The sequence below is a fragment of the Methylocystis parvus OBBP genome, from assembly GCF_027571405.1.
Classification (GTDB): Bacteria; Pseudomonadota; Alphaproteobacteria; order Rhizobiales; family Beijerinckiaceae; genus Methylocystis; species Methylocystis parva.
The window spans coordinates 3,769,623-3,789,342 of record NZ_CP092968.1; the positions used below are offsets into that span (position 1 = coordinate 3,769,623).

Annotated in this window: 13 protein-coding genes and 1 pseudogene; 7 read left to right on the top strand and 7 right to left on the bottom strand. The window is 61.8% G+C overall.

Features of this window, described 5'->3' with window-relative positions; translation table 11 throughout:
* The first annotated feature begins 386 nt into the window (after positions 1–386).
* On the top strand, positions 387–1,517 hold the full coding sequence (gene lldD / locus MMG94_RS18305) for an FMN-dependent L-lactate dehydrogenase LldD (RefSeq protein ID WP_016918834.1): 1,131 nt from the start codon (positions 387–389) through the stop codon (positions 1,515–1,517).
* A gap of 573 nt (positions 1,518–2,090) precedes the next feature.
* Here the strand turns inward: lldD and MMG94_RS18310 are convergent.
* From MMG94_RS18310 to MMG94_RS18330, 5 genes are all read right to left on the bottom strand, one after another.
* On the bottom strand, positions 2,091–2,447 hold the full coding sequence (locus tag MMG94_RS18310) for a hypothetical protein (protein ID WP_016918836.1): 357 nt from the start codon (positions 2,445–2,447) through the stop codon (positions 2,091–2,093).
* Positions 2,448–2,628: 181 nt separating this feature from the next.
* Positions 2,629–4,404: a cation:proton antiporter domain-containing protein gene (locus MMG94_RS18315; RefSeq protein WP_420846607.1), complete on the bottom strand. Its 1,776-nt coding sequence runs from the start codon at positions 4,402–4,404 to the stop codon at positions 2,629–2,631.
* A gap of 604 nt (positions 4,405–5,008) precedes the next feature.
* Complete coding sequence (locus MMG94_RS18320; RefSeq protein ID WP_154419623.1) at positions 5,009–7,702, bottom strand: TonB-dependent receptor; 2,694 nt, start codon at positions 7,700–7,702, stop codon at positions 5,009–5,011.
* Between the two features lie 109 nt (positions 7,703–7,811).
* Positions 7,812–8,765, bottom strand: coding sequence for a FecR family protein (locus MMG94_RS18325; protein ID WP_154419621.1), 954 nt, complete (start codon positions 8,763–8,765; stop codon positions 7,812–7,814).
* A 109-nt stretch (positions 8,766–8,874) separates the two neighbouring features.
* Positions 8,875–9,375, bottom strand: coding sequence for an RNA polymerase sigma factor (locus tag MMG94_RS18330; protein WP_016918840.1), 501 nt, complete (start codon positions 9,373–9,375; stop codon positions 8,875–8,877).
* A 990-nt stretch (positions 9,376–10,365) separates the two neighbouring features.
* On the opposite strand from MMG94_RS18330, the gene MMG94_RS18335 reads away from it, so the two are divergent.
* From MMG94_RS18335 to MMG94_RS18360, 6 genes are all read left to right on the top strand, one after another.
* The gene (locus MMG94_RS18335; RefSeq protein ID WP_016918844.1) at positions 10,366–10,779 is read left to right on the top strand and encodes a lysozyme inhibitor LprI family protein; all 414 of its coding nucleotides are present in this window, start codon (positions 10,366–10,368) and stop codon (positions 10,777–10,779) included.
* A gap of 434 nt (positions 10,780–11,213) precedes the next feature.
* On the top strand, positions 11,214–12,512 hold the full coding sequence (locus MMG94_RS18340; RefSeq protein WP_026016083.1) for a site-specific integrase: 1,299 nt from the start codon (positions 11,214–11,216) through the stop codon (positions 12,510–12,512).
* Complete coding sequence (locus MMG94_RS18345; protein WP_016918846.1) at positions 12,509–13,444, top strand: hypothetical protein; 936 nt, start codon at positions 12,509–12,511, stop codon at positions 13,442–13,444. Before MMG94_RS18340 ends, MMG94_RS18345 begins: the two co-directional genes overlap by 4 nt.
* 63 nt (positions 13,445–13,507) lie before the next feature.
* Entirely contained in the window at positions 13,508–13,783 is a 276-nt protein-coding gene (locus tag MMG94_RS18350; protein WP_016918847.1) for a hypothetical protein, read from the top strand.
* A 30-nt stretch (positions 13,784–13,813) separates the two neighbouring features.
* The gene (locus MMG94_RS18355; protein ID WP_016918848.1) at positions 13,814–17,581 is read left to right on the top strand and encodes a DUF7146 domain-containing protein; all 3,768 of its coding nucleotides are present in this window, start codon (positions 13,814–13,816) and stop codon (positions 17,579–17,581) included.
* Positions 17,578–18,237: a terminase small subunit gene (locus MMG94_RS18360; protein ID WP_016918849.1), complete on the top strand. Its 660-nt coding sequence runs from the start codon at positions 17,578–17,580 to the stop codon at positions 18,235–18,237. The genes MMG94_RS18355 and MMG94_RS18360 overlap by 4 nt, the downstream gene beginning before the upstream one ends.
* A 137-nt stretch (positions 18,238–18,374) precedes the next feature.
* Here the strand turns inward: MMG94_RS18360 and MMG94_RS22175 are convergent.
* A pseudogene (locus MMG94_RS22175) lies at positions 18,375–18,638 on the bottom strand (DUF6632 domain-containing protein).
* 83 nt (positions 18,639–18,721) lie between these two features.
* Positions 18,722–19,671 (bottom strand): IS630 family transposase gene (locus MMG94_RS18365; RefSeq protein ID WP_085985238.1). Its coding sequence is split into 2 segments (ribosomal slippage): positions 18,722–19,332 and positions 19,332–19,671, totalling 951 coding nucleotides; the frame shifts between segments, so codons are not numbered across the junction.
* Positions 19,672–19,720 lie beyond the last annotated feature (49 nt).

The following is a 19,720-nucleotide window of genomic DNA, read 5'->3' on the forward strand; positions in this document are numbered from 1 at the left end:
TGGTCCCGGACCGGCCGCGCCGGCTCGGGACGAGCGCCGCCGCGCTTTCGGCGTGGCGGCTGAGAACCGAAAATTCCTTTTCGGCCGCAACATCATAGCGCGCCGAGACGGACGTCGGCAGACCAAGAAGGGGCTCGGTGTCGGAATCGTAAAGACGCCGCTTGCCGCAAGTAATTTCCACAGGTAGCGCGAGGCGTCGCATTGGACGATCGTAAAAAAGCGCCAGCGCATCGCATCGGCGCGACTGCTCGAACGACATCGGCCTCATCGTTCGACGCAGAGGGAAAGGCTCGGCTCAAAGCCGGGCTTTTCTCCTGGACGACCGTCCCGAACGCGCCGGTCTTCTTTCCATGCTATGCCTCCGCCGCGAGTGAGCGGAGGCGCGGATGATCATCTCCAGCATAGGCGATTACCGGGAGGCGGCGCGCCACAAGCTGCCGCGCTTTCTCTTCGACTATATTGATGGCGGCGCCTATGCCGAAGAGACGCTGCGCGCCAATGTCGCGGAGCTTTCCGCAATCCGGCTGAGGCAGCGCGTGCTGAGAAGCGTCCCGGATCTCGATCTCTCGGCCGAATGGTTCGGCGAGCGCGCGGCGCTTCCCGTCATTTTGGGGCCGGTCGGCCTCACGGGCATGTTCGCGCGGCGCGGAGAGGTTCAGGCCGCGCTTGCGGCAGTGAAATTGGATGTGCCTTTCACGCTCTCGACCGTGTCGGTCTGTTCGATCGAAGAGGTCGCGGCGCAGAGCGCGCGACCACTCTGGTTCCAGCTTTATGTGCTCAAGGATCGCGGCTTCATGCGTCATGTCCTGGAGCGCGCAGAGGCCGTCGGCGTGCGCACGCTCGTCTTCACCGTCGATCTGCCGACGCCCGGCGCGCGCTATCGCGACGCGCATTCCGGCATGTCCGGTCCCCATGCGCGTTCGCGCCGCCTCGCGCAGGCGATGACGCGTCCCGGCTGGGCGTTCGACGTCGGTCTGCGGGGGCGCCCGCACGACCTTGGCAACATTTCGAAATATCTCGGCAGATCCGTGAGCCTGACCGACTATATTGGTTGGCTGTCCGCCAATATGGATCCGACGATCGGCTGGTCCGACATCGAATGGATTCGCGAATTCTGGAAAGGGTCGCTCGTCATCAAAGGAATTCTCGATCCGGAGGATGCGCGCGACGCGGTGCGCTTCGGGGCCGATGGCGTCGTGGCGTCGAACCATGGCGGGCGTCAGCTCGACGGAGTCCTTTCGACGGCGAAAGCCTTGCCCTCCATTGCGGAGGCGGTCGGGAACGATCTCGTCGTTTTCGCGGATTCGGGCATCCGCTCCGGGCTCGACGTGTTGCGAATGCTGGCGCTTGGCGCGCGCGGGGTTCTGCTCGGCCGCGCCGTCGCCTACGCGCTCGCCGCCGATGGGCAGTCGGGCGTGGAAAATATGCTCCGCATTCTGCGCGACGAATTGCGCGTCGCCATGACGTTGACGGGCCTTCCATCCGTCTCCCGAGCTGGACGCGACATGCTCGCGTGACGTCGCGAGCGTCGGCTCATCTACAATCGGGTCATCTCATCGATTGAGCCGGGCGCGAAAGGGCGCTCGAACTCGGCGGCGAAGCCGCCAGCGAAGATGCGCACGACGCGCGCCTGGGATCGGCCGACTGAAACGCTCTCGCCCACTTGCGAGTGGTAGGTCGTCTCGACACAGACGCCCGACGCCGAATGGCTCGCGATTTGACAGGCGTCATGGCGATTTGGAAGATCAGGCGACGCCTGAGGCGAACATTACCGCGTAGAAGATCAGCCACTGGAAGGCGAAGAATACCCCTGTAATTGATGAAACAAAAAGTGCTGGTGCGACTATATATAATATAGCCTTCATCTGTCGTCCTTCTCACGGTGGATGGCGGCTATCGTGGCGTCGAACTTCTAATTAGTCCTTTATTTGCGAGTTCTCCCGTCCGTATACAATTAAAAATAAACTATTATTCAAGCGAACATTTTAGCTTTCGTCCCGCTCGCGCATGGCGGCGGATGCGCAAACGGCGCCCGGAAAGGGCGCCGTCCGCTTTCAGTGCTCGGGGATTCGAGCGCGTCTCGAGACGCCTCAGAAGAGCCCCAGTCCGAGACCAAAGAGGCCGCCTCCGCCGTACCCGGCGCCAAACAAACCGTCGCCGCCGTAACCGCCATAACCATAGACGTCGTTCGCGCCGCAGCCGCAGGCCGGCGCGCTGTAGCCGTAAACCGCCGGCTGCGCGTAGCCGTAGACGGCCGGCCGCGTGTAGACGTAGCGCACGGGTCGCGCATAGGCGTAACGCCAATGATGGTGTCCGTGATGGACGGCCTGGCGCCAGCAATGCGTCCTGTAGTAGGTGTGCGCTTCCGCGCTGCTCACAGAGCCCGCCGCCGCGCTTGTGAGAACGGTAGCGGATAAGGCAAGGATTTTGACGAACCGCATATTCATCGCAGCCTCCTGGTTCTAGCTTGATAGCCGCCGACTTCTCGTCGAGACGATCAGCATTCGGATGGAACTTGCGACGCCCCCTGCGGTTTCAAGCTGTGCAATAGAAAAACGCACGAGCCCGCGTGGGCGTCGCTGTCGAGGCGGGATGGGAGCGCCAATGCGCGTGCTGGCCGCCAGAGCGCTACAGCGTCGGAGTCGCGGAAATATTTTTCTCCGCCGCCTCGCGCAACTCGGCGCGGAAACAGTCCCGCTTTTCATGGATCGACGCGAGCACTTTTCCGGTTGGCACGCCGAGGCCGACGAGCGCGGCCTCGGCCAATTGAAGGCTCGCCTCGACCGTTTCCGGAACGGCGTCTGTGACGCCGATTTTGTAGAGATGGCGCGCATGCTCCGTGTCCTTGGCGCGCGCGACGATGAGCATATCGGGTCTGAGCTGTCTGACGCCTTCAAGGATGGCGTCGACGGTCGCCTGCGCGCCAATCGTTACGATGAGCGCCGACGCGTCCATTAACCCGCAGGCCTTAAGAAAAGCGGGATGTCTGGCGTCGCCGTAATAAACGTCGCGACGGCTGCGCCGCGCTTGCGTCACCAGCTCCGGATCAATCTCCGTCCCGACATAGGGTATTTGATGCTCGTCGAAGAGACTTGTGACGACTTTGCCGACGCGCCCATAGCCGACGATTATCGCCCGCCGCTTTTGTCCGTCGGGCGGGGGCGGGGGCGCCGGGTGGGGCGGCGATTGCGGGTCTATGATCGATGCGAACCAGTCGCCAGCATGCGCGAGCGGCGGAATTAGCGCCATAGACAGCGACGTGACCACCAGAATGAAACCCGCAAGGTCTGCGTCGATCAAACCAAGCGACACCGCAAGCCCGTCGGCTACAAAGGCGAATTCACTGCCCGGGCCAAGCAGCAGTCCGGTCTGAAGCGCGACGCGCCAGGGCTGACCGAAGGCGCGCGCCAGCGCGGCGGTAATGGACGCTTTCAGCGCGATGAGGCCGCAGACAAGAGCCAAAATAGCGAGCGGATCGCGCACGATCTCACGCAGATCGATGCCCATCCCGACGGTAAAGAAAAACAGGCCGAGCAGCAGACCTTTGAAGGGCTCGACGATCGCCTCGAGCGCTTTGCGATATTCGGTCTCAGCGAGCAACAGGCCGGCGACGAAAGCGCCGAGAGCCATCGACAGACCCGCAGCCGCGGCGAGAACGCCCGTGCCAATGATTACGAATAGGACGGCCGCGATCAGCAGTTCGTGCGACTGCAGGGCGCCGACGAGCCTGAATAGCGGTCGCAGCACTACTCGGCCGACGATGACAATCCCGGCTATCGCCGCGCCGGCGTCGCCCAGCGCCTTGGCCACGGTCAGCGGCAGCGGCCCGGCTCCGTTCGCGCCAAGTATCGATTCGAACATCAGGATCGGTATGACGGCGAGATCCTGCGCGAGCAAAACGCCAAAACAGGCTCGCCCCGTTCCGCTCGTCAGTTCGCCGCGCGCCGCAAGGATTTCAAGCACGATCGCCGTTGAAGACAAGGCGAGAAAGGCGCCCAGAATCAGTGAAATGGAAGCCGTATAACCCGTCGCTGCGATGATGAGCGAGAGAGCGGCGGTCGTCAGCAAAAATTGCAGGCCGCCAAGGCCGAAGACAAGCCGACGCATCGACATCAGGCGCGCGAAGGAGAGTTCGAGGCCGATGAAAAAAAGCAGGAACACCACGCCGAGTTCCGCGATCCCGCGCATATTTTCGGGATCGACGACCGTGATCCAATAAAGAAAAGGCAGCCGCTCGATAAAGGAGCCAAGGCCCAAAGGACCCAGAAGCATGCCGGCCCCAAGATAGCCGAGTACCGGATTGAGGCCGAAATAGCGCACCATCGGCACGACGACGCCAGCCGTCCCAAGGACGACGAGCGCATCGCTATAAACCGGAAAATTGATGCTTACCGCCAAGCGCACCCCCGCTCGAGCCGATTCACTTTCACCTATCTGGCTGGGGCTGAACCATACCAAGGCGCGGTAGAGCTCTTATAAACAGATTTGACAGTTGCCGTCACCGATACGCCGACCCCGCCAGGGATCGGCGCCCGACCGCACCCAATGAGTTAAAAGGGAGATAGCGCGACCGCAACAAAAGTAGCGCGAAACTATTCGTTGGGGCCGCGCCGAAGGAGGAGGCGCCGGGCAGTCAGCCTCCGATCATATCAACGCTCGCCTGCGCGGCGGCAATGGCTGCGGCTACGGCGTTCCGCGCTTGCGGGCTGTTCTTCCAGCATGTGGCGCCGACAAGCGACGCCGTCTGCTCGCAGATCGCTCGCGCGTCTTGCCTCGCGAGCTTTCGCAGCGTGCAAATTCCAAGTTGCTCGAAACGCTCCACGACCTTTGGGCCAACTCCTTTGACCGCAAGCAACACGTCTCTTTCGGCGTCGGAAAATTTGCTTTTATTCATTGGTCTTCACAGGCTGTCGGAGAATGGCGTTGAGCTTTGTCGGCTCCGTCTCGTTGCGAACCCTCAAAAGGCCAGGCGGCGTGCGGCCGCCTGGCCGGCGGCGATAAAATCGCGTCAGAATTTCACGTTCGTCGCGACGTAGAAATTACGCCCCATCCCGGGGACTGCAATGCCCCAGGCCGGCGCTACGGGCAGGGGTCCGGACATTGTCGCCGCCTGACCCAGATAGGCTCCGCCCAATGGCAGATAGTACAGTGTATTGAGCAGATTCTCTATGCCGACATCAACGCGAACATTCTTCCATTCGTAGCTGCTGCGCAGATTGAACAAGGCGTAGGCGCTTGTCTTCACCTCATTTCTGACCTGCTCGATATTTTTCTTGGCGCCGACAAACTGCGCCTCGACCGAATTCGTCCAGCCGCCCATCTTCTGCTCGAGAGACAGTTTCATATTGACCGGCATCATTTGATAAAGATTTCCGCCGGTGATCGTGTTCTGGCCGTTGACGTAGCTGACAATGCCCTTCGCGGTGAAATTGCCGAGCGGGGTATCCTTAACCAGCGATACATGCCCCGAAAGATCCGCGCCAAAAATGCGGGCGTTTTGATTGACGAACTGGAGCGCAGTGAAGCCGAACGTGTTATAGGGATTATACATCAGTGATGTCCCGCACACCCAGCTCGGGCAGCGCTGGACGTCGATGTAATTGGACACATAGGTAAAATAGGGCGTGAATTTCAAACCCTTCTCCCCCATCGCGTCATGCCAATCCGCAGTGGCGCTGATCGTGTGAGCGGCTTCCGGTTTCAACGCCAGATTGCCAATATAGAAGTTCCCATCTCCGAACCACCCGATCATCTCCATGGCCATCAGGCTGTTCGACCATGTGTAGCGTTCGAACAAATTTGGCGAACGGCTCTTCATCGAATAGCCGACTGAATATGTCTGCGTAACGCCCGGCGTATAAATCGCTTGCGCGGTGACGTTCCAGTTCTGGTCGGTACGGCCTCGGTCAGAATTGTTGAAGTTCGTGACCGGGTACAGCGGCGTGTCGTAATATGAATTATAGCCGTGCACGGGGCCGGCGTTCATCACGACGGTGTCGCTGCGGACGCCGAGCTGGGTCAGCCATTGCGCATTCCATCGCGACTCCAGTTCGCCAAAGACATCGAACCGGTCACGTTGGCCGTTGTTGATATTGATGAACGTATCCGGCGCCATTCCGCCGACCGCCCACCCGGGAGGGAGGATGGCGGGGGACGGCGGCCACCATTCGTTATAGCGATACTGCTGATATTCGCCGCCGACTCTCACCATATGTCGATCCAGCAGGGGGATGGTCGCCGTTAGTTTCGCTCCCGTATTCTGGGCCTTTGTATCCATCGGCATGCCAGGAGCAAGAATGGTTCTAAAGCTTCCATAATAATATTGCTTGTCTTCCCCAAAATCCATGATGTGCCGAACGGTCTGATGGTAGACCTGACCTTCAAGCAAGCCCCAATCATATTGTCCGGTGTAGCGAATATTGCCATGGATGCTGCGATTCTCCGTCATGTCCATGCGCTGGTTGGGATACCATTGATAGGGAATGTGCTGGAACCCGAGGTTGAATTCGAACAGATGATTCTCGTGCCGCAGAGCGATCGAGACGTCATGGTTCTGCGCCTGATAGGCGGTCGAGCCGACCTGGCTGCCGCTCAGCCACGGCGTCAGACTGCCGAACCTCGTGAAGGGGATCGTATTGCTCGTCCAGGCAAAGGCTGGTCCGGAGTGCTTGAAATCGCCGCCGGCATAGTAGTCTTCAGACCGTGAATATGATCCATCATATCTAACGCTGAAATTTTCAGTGGCGGCGGTCGCCGAGAGGTTGCCGCCATAGGCGTCGCCATTGCTGCGATAGAAAGCGCCGACCTCTCCTTTCGTCAGAATTTGCTGGCCGATGGAAGCAAAGGCGGGAGCCGGCGGATCGACCTGGATCGTCCCGCCAATGCTGTCGCCGCCGGAGCTCACCGGAACAACGCCGGAATACACCTTGATCTTCCCCACATGAGACGGGTCGATGTAAGAGAGCGGCGGATTCATATGATTGGCGCAGGCGGACAATATGGGCATGCCGGCGACGGTGACATGCAAGCGGTCGTCGGCGAGTCCGTCCAGCACGGGAAGGCTGGAAACCCCGCCGGCGCTATAGACGAAGGCGCCGGGCACGTCGCGGAGAAGACTCGCGGTGTCGTTGGTCGTGGCTCGCTCGGAGACAGGATTGTCGATGGTCGTCGCGACGCCGGCAGGCTGGCTGATGTTCCAGTTCGGCGGCGCCTGCTCCGCCACCGGCGCCGGTGTCGTGACACGCGGATGAGGCGTCGCCGCGTGCGTTCGACGCGCGGCGCTGATTTCGATCGGCGGCAGGGCGCGCGCGCCGCTCGCGTCGTTGCGCGTTCCGGTGTTGGCTTGGGCCAATATAATAGAGACCGATCGGCTGCCCGGGTCGATCTTGTAGGTGAGGCCGGTTCCCGCCAGCAGCTCGTGCAATGCGGCGTCCAGCGTGCGTTTGCCGGCGACGCCGCCCGTCTTCAGATGACGGGTGAGCGCTGCGTCATAGAGGAGCTGAGCGCCGCTTTCATCGGCCAGCGTGTTGAGCGCATCCGCCACCGAGCCGGCGGGAATGTCATATGCCTGCGCGGAGACATGCGCCCTTGCCGGCGAACTGTCGATGGCGAGGGCTGACGAGCCGGCGATGAACAGCGCGACCGCCGTCGCGGTCGCCGCCGGTTTTCCGCGTCCGACTATGAGTTTTTTCGTTCCCGCCATCTTGGCCTCCTCGTTTTTTGGCGTGGGCGTTTCACCCGTCCCCAAAGACGCGGAGGCTCGAAAAACAGGAGTCGGCAGAAATGAGAATTTGCTCAATGTGATATTTTTGTCACGAATGCAGAAGGATCAGATAATCCGAAAGATGCGTGGACTTCACGCCGAGATAGGCTTCAATCGCCCGGATCGCCTCAAGCGGCTGATCAACACGAAAAACCCCGGTGACTCTCCGGTCCCGGACCTCCGAGCCGGCGACGAGAATAAGGCCATGATGATAGCGGCCGAGAGCGGCGATCACGTCGCCGAGCGGCTTATCCTTGAAAATGAGCTTGCCGCGCCGCCAGGACGTCACGCGCTCGAAGTCCACCTCATAGGGAGGGAGGGCCGGCAGGCTCGGCCCATAGGCCGTCTGACGTCCCGAGTCGACAACGACATTCGATCCTTCGGCCGCGACCTCCACGCTGTGCTCGGTCACGGTGACCTCGGTCCGCGCCTTATTGGTGGCGATGTCGAAGGCCGTGCCGCGCGCGGTGACCGTCCCGCCGGCGGCCTCGACAATGAAGGGGCGGCTGGGGTCTTTTTCGACCTCGAACCAGGCTTCGCCGCTCAGCAGGGTCAGGCGCCGCTTGTCGCCGGAATAGTCGAGCGCCAGCGCCGTGACGGCGTTCAGATGCGCGTGTGATCCGTCCGGCAAGGTGACGGTTCTGAATTCGCCGACGCCGGTGCGGATGTCCGCGCGCCATAAAATCCAAAGCTCGTCGAAAGAAAGAAAGAGCGCGACGAACGCCGCGGCGAGCGCCGCCGCCCAGAGTCGTTCACGCCTGCGCACGGGCCTTCTGGAGGAAAGATAGGCCCGCACGGCCGGCCGGGGCAGGGATTGCCAGGAGCCCCAGAATTCACATGCTTCCTCGAATGCGGCCTCGTTCTTCGGGTCGCTCGCGAGCCAGGCGCGGAACGCGGCCAGTTCGGACGGAGACAAATCGCCGCCGTCGATGCGAACCCACCACTGAATGGCGAGATCGAGGCGGTCGGATGCGTCGGGATCGTCAGGCTCTCGTTCAGGCATCGGCTGGTTTTGTCTTTCCCTTATGACCTTACGCCCGGACGGCCTATCTCGCGCCTGACGGCCCCATATAAGACGCGACGCGCGGGGAAAAGAGGATTCCCTCGCAGGATCATTTTAGCGCCTGTTTCAGCTCCTTGAATGCGGCGCGCAAGTGCTTCTCGACCATATTGCGCGAAATGCCGAGCCGGCGCGCAATCTCCTCCTGATGCAGGTTCTCGAACCTGCGCATGATGAAAACCTCCCGGCAGCGGGGCGGCAAGGCGTCCAGGGCGGCAAAAAACCTCGAGACGGATTCCTCGGCCTCGAGACGGGCGGCGGGCGAGGGCGCGGGGCCCAGCAATTCGTCGACCGTCAATCCGGCCACGACATATTTGTTTTCCGTTCTTCGGCGGCGCGCATAATCCCTGGCGAGATTGGCGGCCGTGGCGTGCAGCAGCGCGGCGGGATTGACGACGGCGCCGCGTTCGGCGTGACGCAGAACGCGGAGAAAGGTTTCCTGAGCGAGGTCGGGCGCGTTGTCCGCGCCCACCCTCCGCGTCAGAAAACGCAGGACGTCTCGCGCATGGCGCGCGATCACGTCACGAAGGGAATCTCGATCCTGGTCGGACATGCGAAATGTCCATGATTTGTTGCTCGATGACTTTTCCTCGCCTCTTCCCCGGGCTGGGAAAGCGGCGCGCAGAAATGTCGAGCGGAGATAGGGGAGGCCGAGGCGCGTTGGCTACGGCGCCAGCGGGTGGAAATGCGTCTGGTGACGATATTAACTTGTCAGACAGATGCAGGCGGCGCGCGTGGCGACCAGGAGCTGCCCCAGCCGATCCGCTGTCGCTCCATTTCGTCCGCGGCGGCGGCAATCGCGGCGCTGCTCGGCTGCGGTTCCACAAGAGGGAGAAATGACAGGAGCGCGCCGACGAACAATAGTGAGGCGTCATGCGCCGCCTGCTTGCACAAAATGCAGCAATCAGAATGATCGTGCGCGTGGCCGGGAGGAACGTCCCCGCCGTCGTCGCGGCTCGGAGAGCAATAGCCGTCGGCGAGATGGACGCCGAACTCTACGTGGAAATTTTGCGAGGCCGCTATGAGCCGAGCGGCCGTGGGAAACAATCCCTGGAGGAAGAACAGGCAGAGCAAGGCGCACGCGACTGCTTCGCGCGCCGAAGGTCGCCGCTGTCCCCTGGAGTTCATCATCTTCGCGATGGTAGAGGGGCGGAATCGCGAGTGTCAAGAGACGGTCGCCATGGAGCCGAGCGATTTGATCGCCTGTTGCATGGAGACGATAAGCGCCAATTTTTTCTACAACGATTTGGCCATGGCGAGCGGGATGGGCGCCAAATTGGGCCTCGTGAGTCTCATCATCGGATCGGCGACCGCCTTGGTTGATCCCACGAGAAGAAGACGCCAAACCAATACGGAAAGTTGGATAGTTTCGTGAGCGCGGGTCAGAAGGTCCCCTTCCGTTTGTCGACTCCGGAGAAGCGTTGCCATTCCACAAAACATGAGGCAAGGCTTTTCGAGCCGCCGACATTCTCGGGCGCAAAGCAGGCGAATTTCGGGGCTCCGTTCACGCCGCCGGAGTTCGAATCGCGCCAGGAGCGACGCTATGCCTCGTCTCGTTTTTGCCGTCATTTTTTCAGGACTATTGCTCACTCCCGCCCATGCCGACGCGTGCATGGACAAAGCGACGGCGCAGGCCGATATGAACGAATGCGCGGCCAAAGCCTTTCATGCCGCCGACAATGAACTGAACGCGTCCTTCCGCCAATTGCAACGCCGGCTGAGCGATGACGCCGACACGGGGAAGCGGCTGGTCTCCGCTCAACGCGCCTGGGTCGCGTTTCGCGACGCCGAATGCGCATTCTCTTCGTCAGGCGTGACAGGCGGCACGGCCTATCCGATGATCTACGCAATGTGCCTCGAAGGCCTGACGCGAAAGCGCGTCGGCGATTTCAAATCCTATTTGACCTGCGGCGACAAGGAAGGCGATCTGAGTTGCCCCATACAGGGATCGCATTGAGGTTATGCGCGGGCGACTGCTCTTGCTGCTCGGCCCGGCGGCCACCGTCGCGATCAGATGCGCGTCCGGCCTGCTCACCGCTTCACCGGCGCATGGCTTGCGCGCCGGCCGGGCAATGGAGGCCAAAGCCTGCAGCGTGAGCGCCGCAGCGGGAGGCGAAAATCTCGCGCCGTGGCGACACGAGCTAATCAAGGGGCTTGTTTGTGGCGGTTTTTGCCGTCTAACTTATTGTTTTTATTGGTGGAGCCAGACGGAATCGAACCGACGACCTCTTCAATGCCATTGTTATGATTTATAGTTCCCGCAGGTTTCCTAGGTTTTCCGATGATACATAAAGCCCTTGCAGATCAGTGTATAACGGTTCATTCTGATTTCTGGTCATACCCTGAGATTGATTTTCCGTGGCTACATGGTGGCTACATGGCGAGGCGAAGATGCCGGCTCTCAAGCTCACGAAGCGTAACGTCGATGCAATCCAACCGGCTCAGGGTTCTGCCCCTGATTTCTATTACGACCCTGATCTCGCGGGCTTTGGCGTGCGCGTCACGTCGACTGGCTCAAAAAGCTGGGTAGTGGAATATCGCCCCCATGGTGGCGGGCGCGCCGTGACCAAGCGCCGCGTTACCCTCGGCAAGGTGGGAGCGCTGACTCCAGACCAAGCGCGACGCGCGGCGGCTGAAATGCTGGCGCAAGTGCGTCTAGGCGCTGACCCGGCCACCGAGAAGACAGAGCGACGTAAATCCCTCACGGTCGGCGATCTTCTGGCTCTCTTCGATGAGCAATACGTCGCCACCATGGTGAAGCCTGGCACCGCTGTTAGCCATCGGATTGCGCTGGGCGAGCTTCGCCGTGCTCACGGCGGCGTGAAGGCGGAGGCGCTATCGCGCGCGCAGGTCGCTTCGCTCCATGCACGCATGGCCGATCGGCCCTATGCAGCAAATCGGGCGGCTGCAGTCTGGGGCAAGGTGTTTACCTGGGGTGCATCGCGGGGCCTTGTTCCCGAGGGGCATAACCCAACGAAGGGCCTCCAGAAATACAGAGAGCAGGGTCGTGAGCGCTTTCTGACCTCCGACGAATTGGCCCGTCTCGGAACGGCCCTCGCGGACGGTGAAACCGTTGGTCTGCCCTATGAGGTCGACGAGGCGAAGCCGAATGCGAAGCATGCGGCCAAGCCCGAAAATAGGCGCGTTATGTTGGACCCCTTCGCCGTCGGCGCCATCCGGCTCTTGATCCTCACCGGCGCGCGGCTGCGAGAAATCCTCGACGCCAAATGGTCCGAAGTGGATATGGAACGCGGCGTCATCTTCCTCTCGGACAGCAAGACAGGCCGCAAGCCAATTTATCTCTCGGCCGCTGCCCAAGAAGTGCTCGCGAGCCTGCCGCGGATCGAGGGCAACCCGCACATCATTGCCGGGGCGAAGGAAGGCGCGCCGCGCGCGGACCTGAAGAAGCCGTGGGCGGCTGTTTGCCGAGCCGCCGGTCTAAAGGGTGTTCGCATCCATGATCTTCGCCACAGCTTTGCTTCCTTTGGTGCCGGCGCATCGCTCGGACTGCCAATCATCGGCAAGCTGCTCGGGCACACCCAGGCGGCGACGACCGCACGCTACGCCCATCTGGACGCTGACCCGCTGCGGCGCGCGGTCGACACGATCGGGGCGACGATCGCGGCGGCGATGGAGGGAAACAAAGGCGGCGATGTCGTCCCGCTCAGGAAGTCGGGCGGCAACAAATGAAAAAGGTAAGTCCGTCGAACTTCGGCGGCGAGGGCGGCAACGTCAAATTATCGCGCAAACCGCGCAAATCGCGCTCGACGTTCTACAGCGAGCCGGAACATGCGCCGACCTTCGAGCCGAAGGCTAATGACTGGATAGAGATCGAGCGCGGTTACGGCCATGAGCTTCCCCAAGCCTTGCGCGACCAGATCAAGGACATCGTCGACGACTATCTGTGGTTTTTCCACTGCGACAGGAACAAGTCTTACGCGAGTGACGCAATCGCCTATCTTGAGAAGATCACAAGAGCGCCCTTTCCCACCGCCGCATTAGCCAAGACGCCGCGCAATCCTGCGCATAAGGCGGCCAGAGACGTCCTGCTTCAATGTTACCTGTTCGGCGATGCCTTGCTCGATGATGAATGTGGCTTGGCGAATTTCCTTGAAACGCCGGAAAAGATCATCTCCGCATCGAACGCCCTGTTGGCGAACATGACAGTCCACGACATGGCTCCAAACAGGAAAAAGCCAGTCGAATGGGATAAGATGGTCGTGCGCCTGATCTTGGCGTTGCGATCATACGGCCTACCTTACACGGTAAATAAGCGGGGCACGTTGGAAGGCGCTTCGCCTGTTGTGTCCCTTTTGCACGGCATACAAGATCAAGTCCCCGCGGAATGCAGACTACATATCGGCCGCGATGGAGAAGCGACCGATGAGACGATGGCGGCGGCGGCAAGCGCGGCATGGGTAGCTTACAAGGCAAGCTCGGAAGGCAGACACACCCTGCGCGAGCAGGCGAAACTCGAGAGAGCAAGAAGCGAGGGGGGAGACTACGAAATCTTGGGGAGAGCTGAGCGGTTCAACCGAGTGATGAAATATATCAGAAATCGCCAGCATAAAAGGCTTGCGCGCACCTCGGCGGTTGCAAACGCACCGAAAACTCCAAGTTAACATCCCTCAGTTCGGGAGCTACTGGGGATAATTGGGAGCCTCCATCGTCTTGGAGGTTTCCCCATGGCCCTTCCGCCGCCGTCATCCGTCTCTGGAAAATCGACCCTCGATTCCGTGGCCGGCGAGCCGCCGCGCTACCTGCGCCGCAAGCAGGCCGGCAGCTACCTCTCCGAGAAATACGGTTTCGGCGCCGCGCGCACCCTGGCGAAGGCGGCCGTGACCGGTGACGGCCCGGAATATCACAAGGCCGGCCGGATCGTGCTCTACACGCGCGAGGCCCTGGACAAATGGGCGCTCGCCAAGATCGGCTCCGCCCGCCGCTCGACTTCCGCCGCTTAGCGCCGCTTCTCGCTTCGAGAGAAGCCGGCTATGTCCGCCAAGCGCTCGACTGACGACTACGACGGGCCCGTCCACCGACAGACTTCGTCGCATGAGTGCGAGAGCGAGAATGATCGGCAGGATCGGCGTCGAGACCTGCCGCTTATCCGTGATGCGTTGAATGATCGCGCCGTCGAACTTGTCTCCTATTTGTTGGGCGCGGAGCCGAACCGCCGCCTGAGCAACCGGCGGGCAAAGCGTTGGGGTCGTAAGGGCTCGTTTGCCCTTGCGCTGACAGGCCGCAAACGCGGGCTCTACTATGATCATGAAGCACAGGAAGGCGGCGACCTTTTTCACCTGATCCGCAAGTATGCAGTTAGGGATTTCGCCGGCGCCGTCCAGTGGGCGTGCGACTGGCTCGGGTGGGGCGAAGGTCACGCCCCAGAGCCCCGCAAATCCGACATGCTCCGCCGGGAGCGCCAAGAGCGAGAGGCGCGCGAAGCCGCCCGACAGGCCGCCGAGGACGCCAAAAGAGCCGCCATCGCGAAAAGAAAATTCGCCGAAGCACGACCGATTGAGGGAACGCCTGGCGAAGTGTATCTGCGCGAGACGCGCGGCATTGACGTCGCGGCTTTTCCCGACGCTTTCCGCTGGCATGAAGGAGAGCGCGCCGTCATTTGCGCCGTCACGAAGGACGATGGCGAGGTCGTCGCCGCGCAAATGATCGCTGTCACGCCGGACGGCAAGAAAGACGTCGCCCGCTGGCCCGACAAGGGCGGCGCGAAGACATCGATCGGCCCGGTGGGAAACGGCGCTGTCCGTCTGCCAGGCCCCGCCAACGGGCCGGTCTGTATCTGCGAAGGCCCGGAGACGGGTCTGACCATATGGGCCGCGACGGGCTACGAGACGCTGATCCTGCTCGGGGGGTTGCGCCGTGCCGAAAGGATGGCGCCCGCCGGACGCCGCGTGATTTTGTGCAAAGACGACGACAAGCGCATTTCCCCCAGCGGGAATTCTGTCAGGTCCGCCCTCCGCGCGCTACGCGCGAAAGGCATCGACGTCCGCGAGGCGACGCCCTTCGAAATCAGGCGCGGCGATAAGCGCGACTTCAATGACCTCGTCAAAGAAAGCGGACTTGCCGCCGTCCGCGAACGCATCCACATGGTGGCGATCGACTCGGATGATGTGACTCAGTTTATCTCCATCGACGACGCACGCGCACAAGTCGACGAGCGAGTCAGAAACTTTTTTGATTTGGTGGAAGCGCAGAAGGCGGGAGAGGCTGAGACTGATGAACCGAGTGCCAATAAAGCTGATGATGGCGACGGAGTGAGAATAGATTACGTAGGTCCGCCACATGTCCATGCGCTCGGGATCACCGTCGGGGTAGGAAAAACCGAGGCGGCCCTGCGCCATGCACGGCGCACGCTGGTGAGACTGCGAGCGGCAGGCGACAACCGCGCGATCGTGATCGCGGTGCCGGAGCACAGGCTTTCCGACGAAGTCGCGGCTCGATTCAGGGAGATGACGGAGCAGGCTGGCCTCAGCTTTGAAGCCGAGGTCTGGCGCGGCCGAGAGGCCGATCTGCCGGGCGGTGAAAACGGCGAGAAAATGTGTGCAGACATTGAATCCGTTCGCCTCGCACAAAAGCACTTTGCCCAGATCAACGAGGAAGTCTGCCTGGGAAAAGGCCCGGGCGGTGAACACCCCTGCGCTTACCTGTATGCTTGCGCCTATCGCGATCAATTTGATGCCGATGCGGATTTGTGGGTCGTCTCGCATCAAATCCTGTTTCATCCCTTCCCGCCTGCGATCGAGGGGCGCGGCGTCGCGGCGATCGTGGTGGACGAGAGCCCCTGGCAGGCCGGGCTGATCGGCGTCGAGGGGAGCGGGATCGAGGTCGAATTGTCCTGGATGTGTTCCCAGCCGGTCCCGCCTGCCATGGATGGCGAGCGCCTCCGCGATATACGCGGACGACTGGCATGGGCGGTTACTCGTTCTCCTGACGGGCCGCTTAAACGAGCGGCCCTCCATGCCGTTGGATTCGACAATGAAACAGGACCGTTCGCAGAACTCCAAGAGTGGCGACGTAAGCAGAACGAAGGAAACTGGCGGGAGCGCATAGAGAACGCTTCCCTGCATCCGCTGATGCTAATTTGGAAGGCCGTCGCCGACCTTATGAACCGCGGAGGCCCTGAAGCCTCTGGTCGCCTGGCCATCGTCCGCCGCAAAGAGGACGGCGTGCGCGTGCTGCGCGTAAGCGGGCTCGCCTCGATCAATGAGGATTGGCGAGTTCCGACTCTTCTAATAGACGCCGTGCTCGATGTAGAGCTGGTGCGACCATTCTGGCCCAATATCGTGAACTTGGGGCAGTTCGACGTGAGCGCCGCCAATCAGGTCGTTCGACAGGCGACCGGAAAGTCATGGGCAAAGAGCTCACTCGAGCCGCCGAAGTCACATGGGGCTCAATCCGCGCTGAATTCGCCAGCTAATCCGGACGCGCCGAGCGACGACAAGCACGCGGCGAGAGCCGAGACCGCCGCTCGGGCGAGACGTCGGGTGCACGCCATCAGCCTGAAGCGGGAGCGGGAGCTCGGGGGGAAACTGCTGGTGATCGGCAATAAGGCCGTCGTGCAGGCGATGCAGTTCCCGCCAGACGTCAATGTCGGACATTTTGGCGCGATAGCCGGGCACGACGAATGGCGCGACGTGCGCCTTGTCGTGATCCTCGGCCGCCCCATGCCGGCGCCGCAGCAGGTCGAGCGAATGGCCGGTGCGATGACCGGGGCTGCACCTGAGACCACAAACGGCGAGTGGTATGGCCGTGGCGACGCCTATCGCTTGAAGCGCGAGGGCAATAGCTTGGTGCGCGTCCTCGCGGAAACGGATATTCACCCGGACCCCATAGCCGAGCGCATGCGGCAGCGCATTTGCATCGGCGAACTCGTGCAGGCTATAGGGCGAGGCAGGGGCGTGAACCGGCAACCGGATGATCCCGTCGAGATCCTCGTGCTCGGTGACGCGATCCTGCCGGTGCCGGTGGATGAGTTCCTTCCGGACGACTCTCTGTGGCCGAGCCCCACCGATCAGATGCTGGCCGAGGGCGGCGTCGCCTTCGAGGACGGGACCAGCGCGGCGATGGCCTATCCGATGCTTTGGAGGACCGCCGGGGCGGCGCGAATGGCGCTACAGAGGGCAAGGGGAGCGAACCGCATCACAAACCAGAGCTCCGTCACGATCTCCTATAATGAATTATCTATAGGGGAATGTGATGGAGCTCGCCCCTTTGATGCGGTTCGCTTCGTCCGGTTCCAACGGGCCGGGAATGGCCAGGAGGTTCAGCGCGCCTGCTACGATGCACGCCGCATCGACGACCCCCACGCCGAAATCGAGCGCATGGTCGGGCCCCTCGTGATGTTCGAGGCAGAGGGCCAGGAGGCGACGCCCGAGGCTGTGGGCGCAACCCTCGCATCCCGTATCCTCGCCGCGCTGGCGGACGGCGACATGCCGCGGAACGAATTGAGGAGGAAGGTGGCCCAGCGCACCCCCAATGGCGAATTTGCCGAGGCGATCGCCACCCTTCTCGCCGGCGGCGATATTGCGGCCGCAAGCATCCCGCGCGCGACAGGCGGGAAGCCCACAACCTGCTACCGCCTCGCCGGACCGCAGGCGGCGCCCGCTACGGTCCCCGATGCGGAAGACCTGCCGTTCGTGAGCGTTGAAAATGCCGTGATTGTGGATGGCTCAGAGCCGGCGCCAGTCTTCGACGCTACCATGGTCGAGGAGTCGAGTGTTGACGACCAAGAACCACAATCGTGAACACGAAAACCTCTGTTGAGCAAGGCGCTGCCGGGATATCCATTGCTGAGATCGGAAAGGACAGAACCATGCCCGCTGGAAAGACACTCACCCGCAAACAGGAAGAGTTCGTCCGCCATTACTTGGTGGACCTCAACGCTGCAGCCGCCTATCGTCGCGCCGGATATACCGCGCGAGGCAATTCCGCGGAGGTCAACGCCGCTCGCCTGCTCAGAAACGCTCAGGTAGTTGATGCGATCGACAAGGCGATGGCAGAGCGAGCGGCTCGAACCGAAGTCGACGCTGATCGAGTGTTGCGCGAACTCGTGAAAGTCGCCTTCTTTGATATTAGGAAGGCGTTGAACAACGACGGTTCGTTCAAGCAAATCTCCGAACTCGATGGCGACACGGCGGCGGCACTGGCCAGTTTCGATGTCGTCGAGCTAGGTGGTAATGAAGGCGGCGTCATCCGTAAGGTTCGTCTGGCCGACAAGCTGCGCGCCTTGGAGTTGGTCGGCAAACATCTCGGTATGTTCCGCGAACGCGTCGAAGTTTCCGGCGGCGAGAATCCGCTCACCCTCTTGATCAAATCTGTCCAAGGATCACATTTAGCGCCGGTCGCTCACCCAGGGCGCTTGAGCGTCGCGGGCGGCGACCGTGGAGAAAACGCCGCATAAACTAGGTCTTCCCAGCGAGGCATAAGTCTGAGTGCGACCCCTGTGCGACGTTTCACTGCTCAGGCATGACGACGCATTATTTCGTGAAGGGACCTGCACGGCTGACTACAGAAAGGGCGCAGAACCATAGTCGGCCATTATGGTGGTCCCTCCGTCGGGCCCGGCTCCTCTCGCTTCGCCGGCGACAGGAACCATAGCACGGAGGCTACAAGCAGGAGGGCGGGCACGTCGCCGACAAAGTGGCCTCTCTCGTGTTCGTCAAAGATCGCCTCGGCCGCCATGATCCCGGCGTGCACGACGCTCGATCAGATGGCGAATGAGATAAGGCTCCGGTTCTCTGAAGGATTCCGGGCCGCGAGGATCAGGTAGGCGCCGAGCACGGCATAAATCCCGCAAATCATTAGGAAATAATATTTGCCTTCTCCGCCGTGCCACACCCCGACGGCCAAACCAGCCCGAGCGGGTATACTAGAGCGGTTTCCTCTCAAAGCGGCTCATAGCCTGCGGCGGCGAAGGAGTTGACGCCTTCAGTTGGCGTGAACTCGCAGAGCAAGGCGCCGATCCTGTTCCACAGAGCATCGACGCTGCGCTCGGCGGCCTTGCGCAGGAGCGCTTTGAGCTTGGAGAAGGCCTTCTCGATCGGGTTCAAATCGGGACTGTAGGGCGGCAGGTAAAGCAGCGTCGCGCCAGCGGCCTCGATCCCCTTGCGCACGCCGGCGCCCTTGTGGCTGCCGAGATTGTCCATCACCACGATGTCGCCCGGCGCGAGCGTGGGGACCAGAACCTGATCGACATAGGCCTGAAACCAGACGCCGTTGATCGGGCCGTCGAGAACCATCGGCGCCGACAGGCCGGAAAGCCGCAGCCCGGCGACGAAGGTCGTGGTTTTCCAGTGCCCATGCGGAACGCTGGCGCGCAACCTTTTGCCTCTCGGGGCGCGTCCGTTCTTGCGGGCCATGTTCGTGCTCGCCCAGGTCTCATCGATGAAGACAAGCTTTTCCGGATCGAGATCGAGCTGGCTCTCGAACCAAGCCTCCCGGCGCTTCAAGATGTCCGGGCGGTCCTGTTCGCTCGCGTGGGCGGTCTTTTTTTCCACGTGATGTTGTGGCGGGCGAAGAAGCGCCACAGCGCGCCGATGCTGAAGCGATGCCCGCGCGCGGCGAGCTGCGACTGGAGCTCCTTCAGCGTGATGTCGCAGGTCCCTTCGACGAGCGAGAGGATCAGGCCGCTATGCGCGTCGATGCGCGCCGACCAGCGATCCCCGCCGCGCTTGTAGGAGGCCGGACTACCGGTCTCGCTCTGCCTTTGACACCATCGGATCGCGCTCGCCGCGGAGACGCCGAAACGCTCCGCCGCCTGCCGCCGCGACATGCCGCCAGAAACAGCCGCCACCGCGCGCTCCCGAAGATCGAGCGAAAGGGTCTTCTTCGACATGCCTGCCAGCCCCCTTCGCCAGCAGCAAGCTTGAATCAGACCCGCGTCG